The sequence below is a fragment of the Trichocoleus sp. FACHB-6 genome, assembly GCF_014695815.1.
Taxonomy (GTDB): Bacteria; Cyanobacteriota; Cyanobacteriia; order Cyanobacteriales; family FACHB-T130; genus Funiculus; species Funiculus sociatus.
Genome location: NZ_JACJOY010000127.1, coordinates 121,637 through 141,660, shown reverse-complemented (window position 1 = coordinate 141,660; position 20,024 = coordinate 121,637). Strand labels below are relative to the sequence as shown.

Annotated in this window: 18 protein-coding genes and 2 pseudogenes; 12 read left to right on the top strand and 8 right to left on the bottom strand. The window is 45.7% G+C overall.

The window, feature by feature from the left end; all coding sequences use genetic code 11:
• Positions 1–4: 4 nt before the first annotated feature.
• Positions 5–1,312 (bottom strand): sodium:proton antiporter, encoded by a 1,308-nt coding sequence (locus tag H6F66_RS26295; RefSeq protein ID WP_242022182.1) that lies wholly within the window; start codon positions 1,310–1,312, stop codon positions 5–7.
• A 127-nt stretch (positions 1,313–1,439) separates the two neighbouring features.
• Here H6F66_RS26295 and H6F66_RS26290 point away from each other — a divergent pair.
• From H6F66_RS26290 to H6F66_RS29115, 5 genes and pseudogenes are all read left to right on the top strand, one after another.
• Positions 1,440–2,820 (top strand): annotated as a pseudogene (locus tag H6F66_RS26290) (cytochrome P450).
• Between the two features lie 350 nt (positions 2,821–3,170).
• Positions 3,171–3,368, top strand: coding sequence for a hypothetical protein (locus tag H6F66_RS26285; protein ID WP_190427901.1), 198 nt, complete (start codon positions 3,171–3,173; stop codon positions 3,366–3,368).
• Between the two features lie 222 nt (positions 3,369–3,590).
• The gene (locus tag H6F66_RS26280; protein WP_206755811.1) at positions 3,591–3,965 is read left to right on the top strand and encodes a hypothetical protein; all 375 of its coding nucleotides are present in this window, start codon (positions 3,591–3,593) and stop codon (positions 3,963–3,965) included.
• Positions 3,966–4,051: 86 nt separating this feature from the next.
• Positions 4,052–5,086, top strand: a complete 1,035-nt coding sequence (locus H6F66_RS26275; RefSeq protein WP_190427898.1) for a glycosyltransferase family 4 protein — start codon at positions 4,052–4,054, stop codon at positions 5,084–5,086.
• A 65-nt stretch (positions 5,087–5,151) separates the two neighbouring features.
• A pseudogene (locus H6F66_RS29115) lies at positions 5,152–5,283 on the top strand (glycosyltransferase family 4 protein); the annotation flags it as partial.
• Between the two features lie 215 nt (positions 5,284–5,498).
• Here H6F66_RS29115 and H6F66_RS26270 read toward each other — a convergent pair.
• The gene (locus tag H6F66_RS26270) at positions 5,499–6,998 is read right to left on the bottom strand and encodes a glycoside hydrolase 100 family protein (RefSeq protein ID WP_190427895.1); all 1,500 of its coding nucleotides are present in this window, start codon (positions 6,996–6,998) and stop codon (positions 5,499–5,501) included.
• A 431-nt stretch (positions 6,999–7,429) separates the two neighbouring features.
• On the opposite strand from H6F66_RS26270, the gene H6F66_RS26265 reads away from it, so the two are divergent.
• Positions 7,430–9,727, top strand: a complete 2,298-nt coding sequence (locus tag H6F66_RS26265) for an amylo-alpha-1,6-glucosidase (protein WP_190427893.1) — start codon at positions 7,430–7,432, stop codon at positions 9,725–9,727.
• Positions 9,728–9,765: 38 nt separating this feature from the next.
• On the opposite strand, the gene H6F66_RS26260 is transcribed toward H6F66_RS26265, so the two are convergent.
• Positions 9,766–10,074, bottom strand: a complete 309-nt coding sequence (locus H6F66_RS26260; RefSeq protein WP_190427891.1) for a DUF2973 domain-containing protein — start codon at positions 10,072–10,074, stop codon at positions 9,766–9,768.
• A 43-nt stretch (positions 10,075–10,117) separates the two neighbouring features.
• A complete protein-coding gene (locus H6F66_RS26255) occupies positions 10,118–10,447 on the bottom strand; it encodes a DUF2605 domain-containing protein (protein ID WP_190427890.1) in 330 nt (109 codons plus the stop codon).
• A gap of 225 nt (positions 10,448–10,672) precedes the next feature.
• Here H6F66_RS26255 and thrS point away from each other — a divergent pair, with 225 nt between their 5' ends.
• The 4 genes from thrS to H6F66_RS26235 all read left to right on the top strand — a co-directional run bounded on the left by thrS (position 10,673) and on the right by H6F66_RS26235 (position 14,830).
• Positions 10,673–12,526 (top strand): threonine--tRNA ligase, encoded by a 1,854-nt coding sequence (gene thrS, locus H6F66_RS26250; protein WP_190427889.1) that lies wholly within the window; start codon positions 10,673–10,675, stop codon positions 12,524–12,526.
• Between the two features lie 163 nt (positions 12,527–12,689).
• Positions 12,690–13,241: a hypothetical protein gene (locus H6F66_RS26245; protein ID WP_190427888.1), complete on the top strand. Its 552-nt coding sequence runs from the start codon at positions 12,690–12,692 to the stop codon at positions 13,239–13,241.
• A 90-nt stretch (positions 13,242–13,331) separates the two neighbouring features.
• Positions 13,332–14,297, top strand: coding sequence for a homoserine kinase (gene thrB, locus H6F66_RS26240; protein ID WP_190427887.1), 966 nt, complete (start codon positions 13,332–13,334; stop codon positions 14,295–14,297).
• Between the two features lie 23 nt (positions 14,298–14,320).
• Entirely contained in the window at positions 14,321–14,830 is a 510-nt protein-coding gene (locus H6F66_RS26235; protein ID WP_190427886.1) for a hypothetical protein, read from the top strand.
• Positions 14,831–14,881: 51 nt separating this feature from the next.
• Here H6F66_RS26235 and H6F66_RS26230 read toward each other — a convergent pair whose 3' ends face one another.
• From H6F66_RS26230 to H6F66_RS26215, 4 genes are all read right to left on the bottom strand, one after another.
• A complete protein-coding gene (locus H6F66_RS26230) occupies positions 14,882–15,715 on the bottom strand; it encodes a M48 family metallopeptidase (RefSeq protein WP_190427879.1) in 834 nt (277 codons plus the stop codon).
• 176 nt (positions 15,716–15,891) lie between these two features.
• Positions 15,892–16,587 carry a TIGR00266 family protein gene (locus H6F66_RS26225; RefSeq protein ID WP_190427877.1) on the bottom strand — a complete coding sequence of 232 codons (696 nt, stop codon included), beginning with the start codon at positions 16,585–16,587 and terminating at the stop codon, positions 15,892–15,894.
• Positions 16,588–16,634: 47 nt separating this feature from the next.
• The gene (locus H6F66_RS26220; RefSeq protein ID WP_190427875.1) at positions 16,635–17,312 is read right to left on the bottom strand and encodes a TIGR00266 family protein; all 678 of its coding nucleotides are present in this window, start codon (positions 17,310–17,312) and stop codon (positions 16,635–16,637) included.
• Between the two features lie 83 nt (positions 17,313–17,395).
• A complete protein-coding gene (locus H6F66_RS26215; protein WP_190427873.1) occupies positions 17,396–18,061 on the bottom strand; it encodes a TIGR00266 family protein in 666 nt (221 codons plus the stop codon).
• A gap of 144 nt (positions 18,062–18,205) precedes the next feature.
• Between H6F66_RS26215 and rsmA the strand changes: the two genes are divergently transcribed.
• Together rsmA and ispE are read left to right on the top strand one after the other, a co-directional pair.
• The gene (gene rsmA / locus H6F66_RS26210; protein ID WP_190427872.1) at positions 18,206–19,021 is read left to right on the top strand and encodes a 16S rRNA (adenine(1518)-N(6)/adenine(1519)-N(6))-dimethyltransferase RsmA; all 816 of its coding nucleotides are present in this window, start codon (positions 18,206–18,208) and stop codon (positions 19,019–19,021) included.
• A gap of 55 nt (positions 19,022–19,076) precedes the next feature.
• Positions 19,077–20,021: a 4-(cytidine 5'-diphospho)-2-C-methyl-D-erythritol kinase gene (gene ispE / locus H6F66_RS26205; protein WP_190427870.1), complete on the top strand. Its 945-nt coding sequence runs from the start codon at positions 19,077–19,079 to the stop codon at positions 20,019–20,021.
• Positions 20,022–20,024 lie beyond the last annotated feature (3 nt).

The following is a 20,024-nucleotide window of genomic DNA, read 5'->3' as shown; positions in this document are numbered from 1 at the left end:
AGCTTTAACTGTTAGCTTCTACCTCCTCATTATTCTCTACTTTCTTGATTTTCCGCTCATACCAGTTCATCAAAGGAGTTGCGCTAATCCCATGTAGAAGTACAGAAATCACGATAACAATGTAAGTAATCCAGGCTATTTGTTCGCCCAAAGTGTCTTTTAATCCTTCGCCAAAGGCATAGGAAAGATAATACAAAGAGCCGACACCGCGAATGCCAAACCACCCAAATAACGAGCTGGTTGCAGGGCCAAAGTTTCGTCCGAGCAAGCTAATCCAAATTCCCAAAGGTCGAATTGCAAATAATAACAATACTGCTACTAAGATTCCTTGACCCGCGTAGTCGCGCATCGGTGCATATCTTAGTATTGTCCCCAATATCAAAATTGTTGCTACCTCCAGCAGTTTTTCAATTTGCTCGGTAAATTCAAATCGAGATTTTTGCTTTTCTGAATCTTCGTAAGTGCGCTGAACCACCACTCCAGCAACAAAAACCGCGAGAAAGCCATAACCGTTAACAACTTCTGTGAAGGAATAGGTCAGCAAAATTGTACTCAGCGCCACGAAATCTTCCATCAAGTTATCGACAGGGCGGAATTTTTGCAGTCGCTTGTCAATCCAGCCAACGCTTTTTGCTACAACAATTCCCATCACGATGGCGGCGGCGATCGCCCAAAGTAAATCAACAACTACCCACTCTTTAAACCAGTTTTCCCAGTTGTTATCTTTTAAGGAGTGAATGCCGAAATAAACAAAGGGAAAAGCTAAGGCATCATTCAACCCGCCTTCAGAAGTCAAACCAAAGCGCAACTCATCGCGATCGTCCATATTTTCCATCTGGACTTCTGAGGCTAATACTGGATCGGTGGGGGCGAGAATTCCTCCCAATAAAATAGCAGGACCCCAGTCCATTTTTAAAATAAAATGTCCAACGGCAGCGATCGCAAAAATTGAAATCGGCATCAGCAACCCAATCAGCCGCGCCGTGATATTCCAAGACCACAAATTCAGCGGACGATTCATCTTCAGCCCGCAGCTAAATACTGAGACAATCACCACAAATTCCGCCAGTCGTTCCAGAAACTCGGCATCTGGTCGGATCTGAACCAACTTAGTCCCGTATGGCCCCAACAAAATACCTACAATCAGGTAAATGATGGCATAGGAGAGAGGTAAACGGGCAATCCAGCCCGAACCCAACGTCACCATAAGCAGGAGTAGACCAATAACCAGCAGGTCAAGAATATATATATCTACAGGAGGGAAGAGCGCTTGCAGCATACAGTTAGCGATCGCACGATTGGCAACAAACATCTGAGCTTACTGCGAAGTCTCCCCGCTCTAAATCATCCTGTGTGATTATTTGTTATCCAGGTTGTGTATACCCTTGTACTTATGCCAACTTAGTTGGTGATGGACAATCAATATATTCTTACAAACTATTATGATGCCTCCTAGTCCGACGACTCCCAAACTACTACAGATGCTCCAGTGGCTGGCAAGCCCGATGACGTTTATGGATGCTTGCGCCGCACGTTACGGAGATATTTTCACATTGCCATTAGGCGCGAAGCTTGTCCCAGTGGTGTTCACAAGCAATCCCCAAGCGCTTCAAGAGATTTTGACAGATTCAAAGCATTTTGAAGCCCCAGGTGATACTAACCAGCTTTTCCAGCCTTTTCTAGGAGAGCGTTCCGTGATTACGGTGAGTGGCACGCGCCACCAGCGTCAGCGCCAGCTGTTAATGCCTCCCTTTCATGGGGAACGGATGCGAACCTATGGACAGGTGATGGGCGATGTCACAAAGCAAGTAGTTAGCCAGTGGAAAATTGGTCAACCGTTCTGCGTCCGTTCATCCACGCAAGCGATCGCTATGCGGGTGATTTTGAAGGCAGTGTTTGGTATAAATGAAGGATCGCGCTGTCATCAGATAGAGCAACTCCTCAGCGCCATGCTAGATGACATGAGTTCTCCCCTGAGTGTCGCTTTTCTTTATTTTCCGGCTCTGCAAAAGGATTTAGGTGCCTGGAGTCCGTGGGGAAAGTTTGTGCGCCGCAGACAGTAAGTTGACAAACTCATCTACGATCAGATTCAGGAACACCGAGCGCACCCTGACCCATCTCGCACAGATATTCTCACCTTGCTAATGTCTGCTCGTGGCGAAGCGGGGGAGGCGATGACGGATGTGGAGTTACGCGATGAATTGATGACCTTGTTAGTGGCAGGTCACGAAACTACGGCAACTGCCTTGGCTTGGGCGTTGTACTGGATTCACAAGCTGCCATCGGTGCGCCAGAAGCTACTACAGGAACTCAATAGCCTTGGTGATGACCCAGACCCCAACGCTATTTTTAAACTGCCCTATCTCAACGCTGTCTGCTGTGATCTGCGAATTTACCCGGTTGGGATGCTGCTCTTACCACGGGTGGTGAAAGCAGCGCGAACTCTTATGGGTTACGAACTCGATCCGGGTACGGTGATAATCGGTTCCATTTATCTGACGCACCGCCGCGAGGATTTATACCCGGAACCAGAGCAGTTTAAGCCAGAACGCTTTCTGGAACGTCAATTTTCACCTTTATGAATACCTGCCCTTTGGCGGAGGCAGTCGGCGCTGTACTGGTTCAGGTTTTGCCCAGTTTGAAATGAAAGTGGTACTCGCCGAGATGCTTTCACGCTTTGATCTGGCACTGGCAGATAATCGTGAGGTAAAACCTGTACGCCGTGGTTTAGTTTCAGCTCCCAATGGCAGTGTGCGGATGATGGTCACGGGCGAAGGTCGCCATTCTCCAACGCCCCAATTAACTTCTAGTAGCGTCTAAGCTTGTGAAAGCAATTTGTATTTGAGCAAAAAAGAGCGATCGCTATCCGTAAATGCACTCACGATACTTGTAGTTATAGTCGTCGGGTGTGCAATGCAGTTTTCTCGGAAACGTTGCGGATTTATCCCGTAGCGATGCTGGCTTTGGCTCAAAGTGTAAGATTGCCCCTTAGCTTAATTAGCTATTAGTTTAATGTGGATACATGGCTTTCTCCCTGTATTTATCTTTTCCCCCATCGGGAAGATATATACGCATAACCGAAGCGTTTCAAACTAGAGGGTTTTCTAAAAAGACAATTTTCTCCTAATAAATATTTGCCTTTGGGTCGCAGCAACCACTGCTGTATTAACATGGCATTTGCCATCTTGGAAATAAAACTGATTCTCGTTACAATTGGGTCGCTTTATCAATTGGCTCTTAGCGATAGTCCAGTAAAGCCTCTACCCTGTGGTGTCGCCTTAGCGCCCCTAGCCAGTATGCGAATGTTTGTGACTTCCAAACGTTATGACAAATCCCCAACTTTTCATAGTAGCGCTACTTCTGCATAAACTACAGCGCGATCGCATCCTCTTTTCAACCCTCTTTTGTAGAGACGGCGATTTACCTCAAGTCTTCTACTGACTTTTCCCTAGCCAGACTTGAAATTGCGCCTTGCTCCCGATCTAAGTTTTAGCTAAACTTTTACCGTAACTTTGCAAATTCTTTGTATCTTCTTCATTTTTCCCCCTAGTCAAGCACAGTATGTTTAATGTAGGAGTAACAGGTCAAGGGTGATGTGGATAATTAATACAGTTTTAATTTTTGCAGGGATAGCTTTTATAAGTTTGTTCTGGGGAAAATTTGCTGAAGAAGTAATTAGGGCTATGAGCTTTTTCTTCTCAGGATTCCAATCAATATTAATTGTAATTTTCCAATTGTTACGTCATGCCCTTGTTGGAGCAATCATTGGAGCAGTAGGCGGTATAATTTTTTCTGCAATATTTCATATTTCTGGCGCTCCAATGAATGTGGTATGGCAAGTTGCTGTTGCAGTAGGATTAGGCTCTTTTTCAGTGTGGATGCTCAAAGCTTTGGTAGAAGAGTGGAGTAACTTGTATTGGAGTATTCGTAATGCCAGACGCAACACCTATCGCCCGCGGCGATAGAAGTTGCTTGCACTCATAGCTTCTGGCGTTTCTAAAGATAAGCAATTTAAGCTAAGATTGGAAATCGCCAACTTCCTGTTTGTATTATGAGAATTGCCCAAATTGCTCCACTGTGGGAACGAGTACCACCCTTTCGCTATGGAGGAATTGAGCTAATTGTCAGTTTATTGACAGATGAATTAGTTCAACGCGGTCATGAAGTCACATTATTTGCCTCTGGAGATTCCCTCACGACTGCTCAGCTTAAATCAGTGCATGAGCAGGCACTGCGGTTAGATCCCAAAATTAAGGAGCATGGACTTTATGAGCAAATGATACTTTCTCAAGTCTATCAACAGGCGCATCACTTTGATATTATTCATTCCCACGTCGGTTGTGCAGCCCTACCTTATACTGCTTTTGTAACAACACCAACCGTACACACTACCCACGGCATCTTTACGCCGGATAACGAGAAAATATTCCGGCAATTTAGATGGCAGCCTTATATCAGCATCAGCGAAGCGCAGCGAGAACCCAAACTAGGTTTAAATTACATCCACACGGTCTACAACGGCATTGACCCAGATGTCTATTCCTTCCAAGAAAAGCCTTCTCAACCAACTTATCTAGCCTTTGTTGGTCGCCTCTCACCGGAAAAAGGGCCAGAAGGAGCGATTAAAATTGCCCGTGCCATCGGCTTACCTCTGAAAATGGCTGGCAAAATTGATGTAGTCGATAGGGAATATTATAAGGAAATTCTAGAACCGCTGATTGACGGCGAACAAATCCAGTATTTAGGGGAAGTGTCCCACGAGGAAAAGGTGCACCTACTGGGAGGCGCTACAGTGACGCTATTCCCGATTACTTGGCGCGAACCATTTGGCTTAGTGATGATTGAATCGATGGCAACTGGTACGCCGGTGATTGGTATCGCAATGGGTTCGGTGCCAGAAGTCATCGCGCATGGTAAGACTGGGTTTGTCTGCCACTCCATAGAAGACATGATTTCAGCAATTCCAGAGGCAATGAAGTTAAATCGGCAGACTTGTCGAGACTACGTTTTAAGCCGTTTTAGCGTTCAAAAAATGGTTGACGAGTACGAAAAAACTTACCAGATGGCACTGCTGGGGAATGGCTGATAAAATTACGGATTGCACAAGTTTCCTCGGTGTGGGAACGAGTTACATCGCAGGATTAGGGTGGTATTGAGTTAATAGTTAGCTATCTGGCAGATGAGTTGGTGCGTCGAGGTCATGATGTCACCTTATTTGCCTGTAGGGATTCTCAAACTTTGGCTCAGTTAGAGCCAGTTTACCCGGTAGTGCGCTTAGCTCCATACAAAGCTGCTTATCAACAAGTCCTCGCTTGAAGTGATAACTTCTCGTTCCCATGCTGGGCCTGGGAATGCTACAATACGTGGCTCTGCCTCCGGGTATACTGCTAACTCATCAGCAATTTCTTTACACTCTCCCTGACACTTCAAGCAGTCTTTTTCTTAAAAATATTTAAGATGAGGCAGAGCCTCTAAATGTGTCTTTCCAACGGGAAACCCTACAATTTTGATGATAACGCCTTGCTCTTAGGCTCTATATAGTCATCAAAGCCAATTAACTTTAAATGCTTTGAACCATCCTTACCAATCAGTTCTTTTGCTAATAAGTAACCAGCACAAGTCCAAGTTTGATTTCTTCTAGCTTCTCTGCCAATTAAATGTCCGGTATGCCCATCATAGTATTCTGGCCATTCATCTTTTTGCAAACGTTTTCCAGCAAGTTCAATGGCTGAACTTGCAAAGTTTAAATATTCCTGTTCGCCAACTTTTTGAGCTGCTGCTGCCCACATCCACATCAGAACAGGCCAGCTGCCACCATTATGATAAGACCAAGGACTATTTTTTGGATCGCAGCCCGTGACAATTTTCCACTCTTGACCGTCTATAGCTGCATAACAGATTTTAAAGGGCATCTGTCCAAGAAGCTCTTTTTTGCGTTCTTTGATCAGCTTCATAATTTTTTCTGACATATCCTTGGTGGCTAGAGAAGATACAATTGCCATCAAGTTGCCTAGAGAAAAGAAACGGAAATCCATTTGCGAAGGGCCGATATTACCAATTAGATAACCGCCATCTTCTGGTATCCAATCATCTAAATTAGCATAGGGAATGGAGTTAGCATATATATTGTACTTATTGATAGCTGTTTCTCCATATTCCTCGACATTGTACTGATAGGTTTTATTCAATTCTTCCATATCCATCCAATATTCATCCCGCATATGGTTAGCGAGATCGATTAATCGTTTCTTGATTTCTGGAATAAGTTCTTTATTGCTGTGATTTTTCCGATCTAGTAGCTCATCAGCAGCACGCAAGGCAGCATAAAATAGCACTTGGATTTCTAAAGGATAACCATAGATACCCATCCGACGGTCAATCATACAAGCGCCATCGGGTACTAAGATAGTTGGCTCTCGATCGAAGCGATCGCTAAAGCAGAGTTCCAGAATTAACCTGATGCCTTCTTGGAAGTCAATTCGGTGGACTAAAGCAGTCTTTCCGGTTGCTTTCCAATACGCCCGCAACAGGATAATCCACCAGAGGCTAGAATCAACAGGCGTGACTCTAGCGATCGCGTGTTGACCAAAATCAGGTTCCAGCTTTTCTTTCCCCTGCTTTTTAATAATTTTGAAGCTTGCAGGCATCAAAACTCGCCCGGTGTTTAAAAAAGTGCTTGACCTTTCTTGCTGATGCAATTCTAATGTTACTTCAAGAAAGTTTTTAACAATTTCTTTGCCCTTGATTAACTGTAATTTTCCATTAATAGTAATTTCAAAGTCACCTTTTATAAGAAACAGAAGTGCTACAGGAATAAAATCCCGAATAAAAACTTGATCATAATTGAGCATATCCTTACTAACTTTGGTACGCTCATTTTCTTTCCGATTTTTTTTAGCAGTATAGGCTGCTGGCGTGCCTACCAAACTTCCTTTATAGGAAATTAGCGACTCAACAAGTATCCTCATTGCTTCTATTTCCAGTGCATTTTCTTCCATAGGACGCAAACCTCTGCAATTTTCATATCAACTATAGCAAGATGCAGCTTTCTCTTCGCCGCTCGTAATGAGGAGAATTGGACAACAACTTTAAAATAGAGCTTAGGATAGAAAGTGGGTGTATAATTAAAAGTTTTTATAATGCTCCCAGGCAACAAACGGCACGAGTGACTTGGGAAGCCAGGGGAAACAAGCGATCGCTTCCTCTGGCGACATGACAAAACGGAAAATTTTGTTGCGTGGGAATAGTTAGGCAAATAGTTGATTAAGTTGATTAAATTTGTAGAAGTGTGAAAAAGGCGCATATCTTGCAACCTTGACATCTAGTAGGATGTCAGGGAGTTTTGTGGGTCAAACTTCTACCATGATGATAGTGCGACCCAAATAAAGCCCTCACAAACAAGCTGTATTCTTGAGCAGAAACCTGATTCATGGCACCAGATACTCTTGAACTGGAAGGAAAAACCTATATTCGGGCTGACGAACTACCCATCCCGGAATGGCCTTGCGTTTTGGGCGATCGCCCCCAGCCGACTCTTACCATTAAAGATAATGATCTATTTTTAGTTACCGACACGCTGGGCAACATTTCTGGGTGTTTAGGCGATGACATGAACTCCAGCATGGGGTTGTTCTGCGCTGATACCCGCTTCCTCAGCCGCCTGGAGTTGCAAATTAACGAACGTCCCCCGGTATTGCTCAGCAGCACAGCTGATAAAGGGTTTGCCCTTTCAGTTTTGTGTACCAATCCGAGTATGGACGGAGGAGTGCGATTAGAAGGAGGAGATAAATTAGAACCAGAGGGGCAAATAGATGGCGGGGCGATGTTTGATTTTGCTCCCCTACGCGCCGACACCATAGGAATTGCGCGGGAAATTGTTCTCAATGGAGCGCTGTTTGAAGAATTAACAGTCTCCAACTACAGCACCAATTCAATTAGCTTTCAACTCAGTCTCAGCTTTGATGCAGATTTTGTGGACTTATTTGTAGTCCGGGGCTACGCTCGAAAACATAAAGGGCAGCTCTTACGAGCAGTGCCAAAAGGTGAAACCGCAGAAAAAGAAAATTTTGAGCTGAAATTAGCTTATCAAGGGCTGGATGGCTCTTTGATGGAATCTCACATTGAGTTTGTTCATCTCCAACCAGACTCGCTGACAGGTTACACGGCAGTTTGGCAGCTAGAGCTGGATTCGCACGAAACCCAGAAGCTGGGCTATCGGCTGCAAATGCGGATCAAAAATCGCCCCGCTTCGAGTGTACCTGCGCCAGTAACTCTAGTACAAGCGAGAGCCGCAGAGTTATCAGAGCAGCAAGATTGGCGCAATCACGTTACGCGGATTCGTTCGGACAAAAATACCTTTAATCGGGTGATTGAACGGGCTGAACAGGATGTTTATTTGCTGCGGCAATCTTTCGGTAAGGGCAAGGTACTCTCCGCTGGGGTGCCGTGGTTTTCCACTTTGTTTGGACGCGACTCGATCATTGCAGCATCGCAAACCTTGATGCTCGATCCGACTATTGCCCGCGAAACTCTAACTATTTTGGCTGACTACCAAGGTAAGAATGAGGATGATTGGCGCGACGAGCAGCCGGGGAAGATTTTGCACGAGTTGCGAATGGGGGAAATGGCTCGTTGTCAAGAAATTCCTCATACGCCTTATTACGGGACTGTGGATGCTACGCCACTGTGGTTAATGCTGTATGCGGAATATTTTGCCTGGACAGCGGATCGGGAAACTCTTGAGCTATTGTGGCCTAACGCTTTGGCGGCGATGGATTGGATTGACCGCAGCTGCCAGGAAACGGGCTATCTGAGTTACCAACGTCAATCGAAGCGGGGTTTGGCGAATCAGGGTTGGAAAGACTCTGGTGATTGTATTGTGAATCGCCAGGGGCAGCTGGCGATGGGCGCGATCGCTTTGTCGGAAGTGCAGGCTTATGTCTATTCTGCTAAACTCCGCCTTGCAGAAATCGCCCGGATGAAGAAGCGGTTAGACCTGTCGGATCGATGGCAAGACGAGGCGAGAGACTTGAAGAACCGCTTTAATCGCGATTTTTGGATGGCAGAGGAAGGCTTCTGCGCTCTGGCTTTGGATGGCGACGGCAATCAGGTTGATAGTATTACTTCTAATCCCGGTCACTGTCTGAATCTAGGCATCCTCTTGCCGGAAAAAGCTTATAGCGTAGCGGAACGGCTGCAAGCGCCGGATATGTTCAACGGCTGGGGGATTCGCACTTTGAGCAGTTTGTCCCCAGCATACAATCCGATGGGCTACCATGTAGGGTCGGTTTGGCCTCACGATAATGCTCTGATTGCGATGGGAGTGCGATCGCTAGGGCTTATCGATCAAGCTCTGGAACTTGCCAAAGCTTTGTTTGATATGACCATACAGCAGCCTTATCAGCGACCGCCAGAACTATTTTGCGGCTACGATCGAACAGAGGATAACGCACCAGTCAAATATCCCGTAGCTTGTTCTCCGCAAGCTTGGGCAACTGGCAGCATCTTTCAGCTGCTGCAAATGATGGTTAATTTGGTGCCAGATGCTCCTAATAACTGCTTGCGGATTATTGACCCAGCTTTACCTGAGTCGATTAATCGTCTGGCGTTACACAACTTGAGAGTTGGAGCAACGCTGCTGGATCTGGAATTCGAGCGTTCTGGCAGTACCACCGCTTGTCGGGTCGCCAAGAAGCGGGGGAACCTCCGAGTCGTGATTGAAGCCTGATTTCCTCATTCCCAGGCGATCGCCTGGGAATGAGAGAATTAATCTTCTTGAGGTTCGCTGCTATTGCCGGGAGACGATTTGTAAAGCGCATCCAATTGTTCGCGGGCATCTTCTACGGACATAGAACGCATCACCAGCAGCGGCTCATTAATTGGGTTCCCGGCATCATCTAACAGTTCCGGGTGCGGTACAGTTCGATAACCAGTGGCGGAAGTCATGTAGGGACCCGATGGTGGGTAACGCCGTGGAGTATCCATACTGCTGATAGTCAACAAGCTGCGGATCATATTCGCGATCGCTAAAAATGCCAAAATGGTAAAGACAACAAGATAAAGCAGGTGTAACATACGATTTTCCTCCAGGCCACACAGTCTAAGTAGTTGTTAGTTTTTATTTGTTATTGCTAGTCGCTTGCTCGGTACGGAACCGCATCCCCACCTGCCAGCACTCCGTTACTAGCTGGTGCCACGGCACCAAAGCAGACGTTTCGATACCGACTTGAGCGCCAGTTGCTAAGAAAAGCATCTGAGCTGTGCTGACTTCAGCTTGAGCTTGCTTTACCCGTTCGAGCAGGTCTGATTGCTGATTCTCACTTAAAAAGGGAATTTCTTCAGTTTCTAAGAGCAGGCGCGATCGCGCAAACCAATACTGAAAATCTTCTAACAACGGTTGTAATACCGTCTTGAGCAATTCGTTTTCCGGCAGGTTGGAAAGGGGCATGATAAAAGCCGAATACTATCCTACTTTAATCTTAACTTACTTTACAATTCTTAATGTTATTTAAAACTTTTTTAATAAAGTCTAGAGCCAGGGGAAAATTATTCCCTTTTTCCCTCCTCTCCAGCCCCCAATCCAAAATTCAAAATTGACTGACCCTTTGTCTTTCAACAACCTGGGTATCATAGAAGCAGTGCTATCACAACAATTCTGTCTATTTTCGCTCTTATGGTTCAGCAGCCAATGCCCCCCGAAGAATCTTCAGCTTCCCAGGATGTGCCAGCAAAGATAAATTTGCCCCGTACCAGTGAATCTGAATCCTTGAAGAAAATCCGTCACACGGCATCCCACGTTATGGCGATGGCGGTGCAAAAGCTGTTTCCTAAGGCACAGGTGACTATCGGCCCGTGGATTGAAAACGGATTTTACTATGACTTTGACAATCCAGAGCCATTTACAGAAAAAGACTTAAAAACCATCCAGAAAGAGATGGTCAAGATTGTCAATCGCAAATTGCCAGTAATTCGGGAAGAAGTCAGCCGCGAGGAAGCCGAAAGCCGAATTAAGGCAATTAATGAGCCTTACAAACTAGAAATATTAGAAGACCTACAAGAACCCATTACCATCTATCATTTGGGAGATCAGTGGTGGGATTTGTGTGCTGGGCCTCATGTAGAAAACACCAGCGAGTTGAATCCAAAAGCATTTGAATTGGAAAGCGTCGCTGGAGCTTACTGGCGCGGCGATGAAACCAAAGCACAGCTACAGCGAATTTATGCCACGGCTTGGGAATCGCCGGAACAGCTGGCTGAGTACAAGCGACGCAAGGAAGAAGCGCTGCGGCGAGATCACCGCAAGCTAGGCAAAGAACTGGGATTGTTTATTTTTGCCGATCAGGTGGGGCCAGGGTTGCCCCTGTGGACACCAAAAGGAACGGTGTTGCGGAGCGTTCTGGAAGATTTCCTTAAGCAGGAACAGCTCAAACGCGGATACCAGCAGGTAGTAACGCCCCACATCGCCAGAGTCGATTTATTTAAAACCTCTGGACACTGGCAGAAATACAAAGAAGATATGTTCCCGATGATGGCGGAGGATGAGCAAGCGGCGGCGATGGAACAAGGGTTCGCACTCAAGCCGATGAATTGCCCTTTCCACATCCAAATCTATAAGAGCCAGTTGCGCTCTTACCGGGAACTACCGATGCGACTGGCGGAGTTTGGCACCGTCTACCGTTACGAACAATCTGGGGAACTCGGTGGATTAACGCGAGTGCGCGGTTTCACCGTGGATGATTCTCACTTATTTGTAACGCCAGAACAACTTGAGAGCGAATTTCTCAACGTGGTGGATTTGATTCTGTCGGTGTTTAAGAGTCTGCAACTGAAGAACTTTAAGGCGCGTCTCAGTTTCCGCGATCCAAATTCAGACAAGTACATCGGTTCCGATGAAGCTTGGGAAAAAGCTCAAGGTGCGATTCGCCGCGCCGTGGAAACGCTAGGAATGAATTACTTTGAGGGAATTGGGGAAGCAGCGTTTTATGGCCCTAAACTGGATTTTATCTTCAGCGATGCTCTAGAGCGGGAGTGGCAGCTGGGTACGGTGCAAGTAGACTACAATTTGCCAGAACGTTTTGATTTGGAGTACGTTGCGCCGGATGGTTCCCGCCAACGTCCTGTGATGATTCACCGCGCTCCTTTTGGGTCTTTAGAAAGGCTGATTGGGATTTTAATTGAGGAGTATGCTGGGGATTTCCCGTTGTGGTTAGCGCCAGTACAAGCGCGACTGCTGACAGTAAGCGACGATCAGTTGCCGTTTGCTCAGGAAGTGGTAAACCAAATGCTACGCTGCGGTATTCGCGCTGAAGTTGACACCAGTGGCGAACACCTCAAGAAACAGATTCGCAATGGTGAAAAGGAGAAAATCCCAGTTATGGGAGTTGTGGGAGCGAAAGAGGTGGAAGCTAATAGTTTGAGTATTCGCCTCCGCGCTTCGGGTAAGCCAACTCAAGAGTTAGGAGCGATGCCTGTTAGTGAGGTAATTGAGAGAATCAAAGACGCTAAGCTCAACTACGGCAGCTTTTAAACTGTAGGGTGGGTTTTTTCCCACCTTACTGATTATTCCAGAGGATGAAGGGAGCGATCGCTCCCTTTTTCCATTTTTAACCTCTTTTCCTAAGCAATACGGAATCCATAACATTTCTGGTGAAGGGTAAGTATACAAACTTTTATCCTAAACACCAGCCAAAATGGAGAAATTACACGTTTTAGGAACAAGCATTTTTCTAGTAGCATCTATTGGATTTAGTACGTCTCAAGCTGCTGTAAAAAGTGAAAATATTTTAACAGCCGAATCCAACACAATTGAACTAGCCCAAAGTAACTCTAGATTTCGCCCAGATCCAGATTATCCGAATGTCCTGCGCGACTATGGTTGGACTACGCCGCTACCAAAAACTGGTAAAGTAACGGTTCGTCGCAATATTAAACAACTAAATTCCAATCGGCTGTTTACTCGTTGCCCTGCTAATACGGTGGTAGTTGCATTTGCAGAAAGTACAAATTACTTGACGCAAATTTGTTCTAAAGAATATGATTTATCACTTCCTAAGTATTACTTTGGACGCGACAAGAAAAGTGGCAGCAGTCTGAAGATTGTAAATAATGATGCAGATGAAGCTAATCAACTGAATTTTTCACAATCGCGGCTACACCTACTTGATTTATGCAGATGGTTCGCGTCCCGAAGGATCGAACGCATATCTAGAGGTGACGCAGCCGAGTGGGAAAACTTACGCTGAAGCGCTACTTTACTTGTACGATCGAAGATAATTTGTAACCCTCACTCTATAAACGGTGCGGGGATGCTGTTACCAACGCCTAATTTAAAGATGCCCTCTGTTTCTTGCGTAACCGTTACCGTTCCCGCTACGACTGCGAATTTGGGGCCTGGATTTGATTGCATTGGGGCAGCTTTGACGCTGTACAATCAGTTCAAGTTCACCCGGCTCGACTCAGCTAAACCGGAATTGAAAATAACTGTCACTGGTGCGGAAGCCGAACGGGTTAACACCAGTGCTGATAATCTGGTTTACCAGTCGTTTGTGAAGTTGTATCAGCATATCAGTGAAACGCCGCCGTCAGTCGAGATTGAGATTGATTTGGGTGTTCCTCTGGCGCGGGGTTTGGGTAGTTCAGCGACAGCGATCGCGGGTGGGTTGGTTGGTGCTAATCTGTTGGCTGGTTCGCCTTTGAGTCAGGCTGAGGTGATGGAATTAGCGATCGCTATGGAAGGACATCCTGATAATGTGGTTCCGGCGTTGTTGGGGGGTTGTCGTCTGGCGGCTACGGGTTTAAACGAACCGCAGCGCGGAGAACCCAGAGAAGAGGGATGGGAGATTTGTGAGGTTCCCTGGCATTCTGATATTGTTCCGGTGGTGGCGATTCCGGATTTTGAGCTTTCGACTTCTGAGGCGCGACGGGTTTTGCCAAATCAGTACAGTCGTGCTGATGCGATTTTTAATACGGCGCATCTGGGTTTGCTGTTGCGGGGGTTGGAAACTGGACGGGAGGATTGGTTAAGGGCGGCGCTGCAAGACCGCATTCATCAGCCTTATCGGAAAGCTTTGATTCCCGGTTATGATGCTGTACGCGAGGCTGCAATGGCGGCGGGTGCTTTAGGTATGGTGATTAGTGGTGCGGGGCCAACTCTTTTGGCTGTTGTACGCCGTGATTTGTGTGTGTCTGTGGAAGAAGCGATCGCTACAACTTGGCAACAGGAAGGAATTAAGGCTCAAGTGCGATCGCTCTCAATTGATTTGCACGGCGCAAGCAGCTCCACAGAAGCATTACCATGAATAGATAATCAACTTAAGTAATTATGGAGCCATTGCAGGCAGAAATTGACGCGATTCGCTCTCAACTTGAAGCTTTAAAGCAAGAACGCGAGTCATTGAAAGTAGATCCAGTATTGCCAAGCTATGACTCACCAGAGGCGATTGTTGAGGCTTATCGTCGTCATGCTAGAGAGACATCACAAATGTCTGCTGAAATCAAGGGGATAGATGATGCGATCGCTGCTCTGGAAGCTAAATTAAAGCAGCTGGTCGGGCAACCTCTAGAATTGTTACAAAGGCAGCGCAAACAAAACTCTCTGGAGCAGCAGTTAGATGAGGACAAACAACGCGCTCAGGGTCATGCTGAACGCATTAACGACCTCGCCGCAGAACTGGCAGAAGAAGTACAGGCGCTCAAAGCGATCGCTGACGACATTAGTACGGATTATTGGCAGTTACACGGGAAGCCTTTTATTACTGGGTTTAGCCGGGTTACGGTTCCCCACGTCCGTTCAGATGGGGCTGTTTGGACGATTGTGAATAAAGTTGTTTAAGAACCCCTCCCCAACCTCTGCCAGTTGACGGGGAGGGGTTAAGTTTAACGGCTATTCTTTCAAGTTGGAGAGCGTTTCTGGAAGGGGCGATCGCTCTTTTACAGGATAATTTTTCTGCTCGATCAAGCGCTGCAATTCTTTAACACGCCTACCGGGTGCTGGATGGGTAGTTAAGAAATCAAAATTCACACCTTTTTGACGACTCATTCGGGCAAAAAAGTCAGTTGCTCCTGCTACATGACCGTAAGTATTTTGTAGCAAAGTAAGTCCAAACTCATCGGCTTGAGATTCTTGAGACTGAGAAAATTGGGATTTGCTGACAGCTTCAACTCCAGAAGCAGCAACTGATGATAGTCCACCCGCATCGCCAAAAATGGTAGCGATCGCGATCGGGAAAATCAGCTGGCGCACTAAACTGCGTAAATGATCGCGATGGGCAAAATGTCCCAACTCATGTCCCAACACCATCATCAGCTCATTTTCAGATTCGATTTGCTTGAGTAACCCCGCGTAGATGATTATGCGATCGCCTGGTAAAGCTAGAGCATTCACCGTATCACCTGGCAAATATAGCACTCGGTAATCCCGCTCTTGTCTCACCTGCTGCGCCAATTTTGTTTCCAGTTTGTCTAGCAGCTGATTTAATGTCTCTTGAGTAGGTGACGGTTTAGCCAACTGTTCGTAAGCCGGAACAATTACAGCACCCAGTTGTTTTTCCACATTGGGAGGAATCACCCATACCAGGCTATTAATCAGCAAACCAAACAGCCAAATAACACCGACAATAAAGCCAATAAACAGCCCCAGAATTATGAGCAGTTGGCGGTTACTTGGGGGCGGATTGCGATTAATAGATGTTGCTGTTGAAGGAATTTCAGAAGACATGATATTAATTATTAGTACCGTGCAATGGCACTTACAAAAGCCGAAAATTAACTTTTAGGTCGGGTTGAACGATAGTGAACCCTACAACTCTCTTAGATTAGCTAGATGTTGGGTGAGGCTCCAAGAGCGCAACCTACGTTTTTAAGTAAGTGCTGCATCCACACAGTATTTTTTTATCAATTACTACTCTTAACTGGACGAAACGGATTCAAGAAATTAATCAACGCATAAAGCTCCCGCGACTGAATCCATAAACGTCCGTTACCCTGAAAGCGACATACTAATCCTTCACCACCTAAAATTCCAGTCCTCAACCCTTTAAATGACAAACCACCTAACATCTCAACTTTGTATTGTAACGAATCTTCAAACGCTACAATGTAGCCAGTATCTACTACATAATCACCTGCCACTGGAATTTCTACAATTGCTCCATAAGAACTAAACCAGATATCACCTTGTCCAGTTGCACGAAGTAAAAACAAGGACTCTCCACTAAAGAAGCCTTTAAAACCTTGAAACTTAGTATCGATTTGAACTGTGGGACTAGCAGCAACAAATCCAGAAGATTGCACCATTAAACCATTACCATTCAGGTAGTAATGTTGAATTTCTCCAGGGACTCCAGGTGAAACATACAGTTCTCCTGCTCTACCTTCAGCGGTGAATTCACTGATAAATAAAGATTCCCCACCCAGCATTCTACCAAGACCTTTCATTAAACCACCTTGCACCTTAGATTTCATTTTGATGCAAGAGTCCATCGCCGCCATTGCTCCTGATTCAACTAACACTGTTTGATTTGCCCTCAAGTCGAACCGTAGGGAGGCATATGCAGGAGAATGTTCAATTTCGTATTTTATTTCATTCATATCTTTAAACTGTTAATTATTTGTTCTCCGTGAAGAATGACTAATGCTTATCGTGCCGGAAGCTGAGCGCCGACCAGCATACCAAAGGCACCAGGATTGTGAGTTTGGCAAAACACTTTACCTTGTCCTTTAAACCGGCAAATGAAACCTTCACCGCCTAAGAAAGAACCGATCAAACTAGAAGTTGCTTTTTTTATTTCAAATGTCAGGCTTTTTTCAAAGGCAACAATATGTCCGGTATCAACAATATATTCACCGTTTACTGATATTTCATAAATTGCCCCAAAGGAACTGAGAAGAATCGAACCATTGCCAGTTACATCTAACCAAAAGATTGATTCGCCAGAAAATAAAGATTTAAAGCCTTGAAATCCCAAGTTAATATCGACATCTGATTCACTGGCTAGGTAAGAAGCAGACTGCACAACTAAACCATCGCCAGTCATTTTATAAGGCAAAATATCGCCCATCAATTTTGGAGCCAGAAATATTTCACCCCCAGCAGTAGGAGAACGGAAGACACTTAAAAATAACGACTCGCCAGCCACCATGCGCTTGAGTCCGCCTAAGATTCCGCCGCCTTTTCCTTGGCGTAAAGTGGTACTAGCATTGATGTAACCACTCATGGCAATCATTCTGCCAGCTTCTGCAACTAATTCTTCACCAGCACTTAAGGTAACGCGAGCGATCGCGCTGTCTGGTTGATGTAAAATTTCTACATTCATCTGGAAGAAATCTCCTAAAATAGTTTTGAAGGTTGAATTTTATTTTTTAAGAACTCAAATAGCCTTCAAAATTGAAAACTTTATTACCGTAATTTGGGGCTTAAATACCTAACTAATCCCCCAACACTGCGAGACTGTAAATAAATCTCCCCTTGACCAGTCAGACGGTTTACTAATCCTTCTCCCGAAGTGACAGAACCAAGCAATCCGCCAGCCAACCCAATATTCATTTTGATTCCTGGGTCATAAGCAACTAAATGACCGCTATCTACTACAAATTCGCCAGAAATACGTTTTTGAGTAATGCCACCATAAGCACCAAAAAACACTTGTCCCTGACCGTTTAACTTCAGCTTAAACAGTCCTTCTCCTGATACCCAGCTCTTGAAACCTGCCCACTGTACTCCCATATTTACGCCTGGAGTATGGGCAATATAAGCACCGGGTTGGAAGCAAATTTCCCGTCCACCCCGTAAATCAATACAAACTATATCGCCAATGGTGGATTGAGTTAAAACTAACTGCAAGGGTTGCTGTGAATTGTTAGTAAAAACATTAACAAATAATGATTCTCCACCAAAGAATTTCTTTAACAATCCTGAGATGAAACCACCGGAAAACTCTGTTTTTATGGATAGTTGAGCATCCATACTGGTCATAGCTCCCGCCTCAGCGGTCAGACTATCACCCGGATTCAAGGTGACAAAAACAGAGGCAAAGGCTGGTTTGTAACGAATTTCGTACTTCACCGATAAATCTCCTGCTTTTGGTGGATGCAGATATATACAAGTTTGACAGAAGTTTTTCCGGTGTCCAGATTTATTAAGGAAAATAGATACATCTTAAAACAGGTTAAACGTGTAGCTGGTATCGCTCCCCAGTACAATCAAGTTATGACCCCTCAACCTAGAAAACAATTTGCTCAACACTGGCTGCGAAGCGACAAGGCGCTGAATCAAATTGTCGCCGCAGCTGCTTTATCGAAATGCGATCGCGTTCTGGAAATCGGCCCCGGTACTGGTATCCTGACTCGTCGCTTATTGCCCCTGGCTGAATCGGTTATCGCTGTCGAAATTGACCGCGATTTATGCCAACTGCTGGCTAAACAACTGGGTAAGGTGGAAAATTTTCTCCTTCTACAAGGCGATTTTCTTTCCCTCGATTTAGACACTTCTTTAACTTCATTCCCAGCCTTCCAAAATCCAAATAAAGTTGTTGCCAATATTCCCTACAACATCACTGGCCCAATTTTGGAAAAATTGTTAGGTACAATTTCCCAACCCGCAGCCAAACCGTTTGATTCAATTGTGCTGCTGGTGCAGAAGGAAGTAGCACAAAGGCTGTATGCTAAACCAGGCTCGAAAGCATTTGGAGCTTTATCGGTGCGGGTGCAATATCTGGCAGAGTGCGAGTTAATTTGTATTGTCCCAGCAGGAGCGTTTCATCCGCCGCCCAAAGTTGATTCAGCGGTGGTGCGTCTGCGTCCGCGAATGACGGAACCACCAGCCGATGACCCGAAGCACCTAGAGACTTTGTTAAAGTTAGGCTTTGCCGAAAAGCGCAAAATGTTGCGAAATAATTTGAAAGGCATAGTAGAACGCGATCGCCTCACCCAATTACTGGAACAATTAGAAGTAAACCCCCAAGCCCGCGCCGAAGACTTAAGCGTTGCTCAATGGGTAGCCTTGAGTAACTTGGATCTTGCCTAACAACTAAAGTCGCCGTCACCCTTCCAGGGTGCGGGCATCCCTTACCGACTACACTATGCGTTCCTACTCCCTGATTTCCCCAGCCAAAATTAATCTCTACCTGGAAATTATCGGCGATCGCCCGGATGGTTATCACGAACTGGTAATGGTGCTGCAAAGCATCGGCTTAAGCGATCGCATAAATTTGCGATCGCTTAGTACCGACATCATCCGCGTTCAATGCGATCATCCCCAAGTGCCGCAAGACAAAAGTAATCTTGCTTACCGGGCGGCAGAATTGATGGCAGTAAAATTTCCCGAAGCCTTTGCCCAGTATGGCGGCGTTGAAATTGCCATAGAAAAACAAATCCCCGTAGGGGCTGGACTCGCTGGCGGATCTAGCAATGCCGCAGCTGTTATCGTCGGGATAGATTTGCTGTGGCATCTGGGACTCACTCAGTCGGAATTGCAAGAACTGGCTGCAAAAATTGGCTCAGATGTTCCTTTTTGTATCGCAGGCGGCACAGCACTGGCAACTGGGCGGGGTGAGGAACTTTCTCCTCTGCCCAATTTGGATCGTCTCTATGTCGTCTTGGGCAAATACCGCAATCTTGCGGTTTACACTCCGTGGGCTTACCAAACTTACCGACAGCAATATCTCAGTTCCTACGTTAGGGATGCTGATAGTTTGGAAGCACGCAGGGAACGAGTACATTCTGGGCCAATGGTGCGAGCTATCTACAATAAAGATGGAGCAAAAATCGGTCAACTGCTGCACAATGACTTAGAGAAAGTCGTATTGCCAGAGTATCCCCAAGTATTGCGACTGCGGGAAGCTTTCATCAGTGCTGGTGTCTTGGGAACCATGATGTCGGGTTCCGGGCCAACAGTATTTGCACTCTGCGAAACAGAAGCCCAAGCACAACAGGTACAGCAGCAAGTTAGACAGTCAATTCTTGACCCCGATTTAGACTTGTGGGTAACTGGGGTAACAACTAACGGTATTCATGTTTCAACTTAAAAT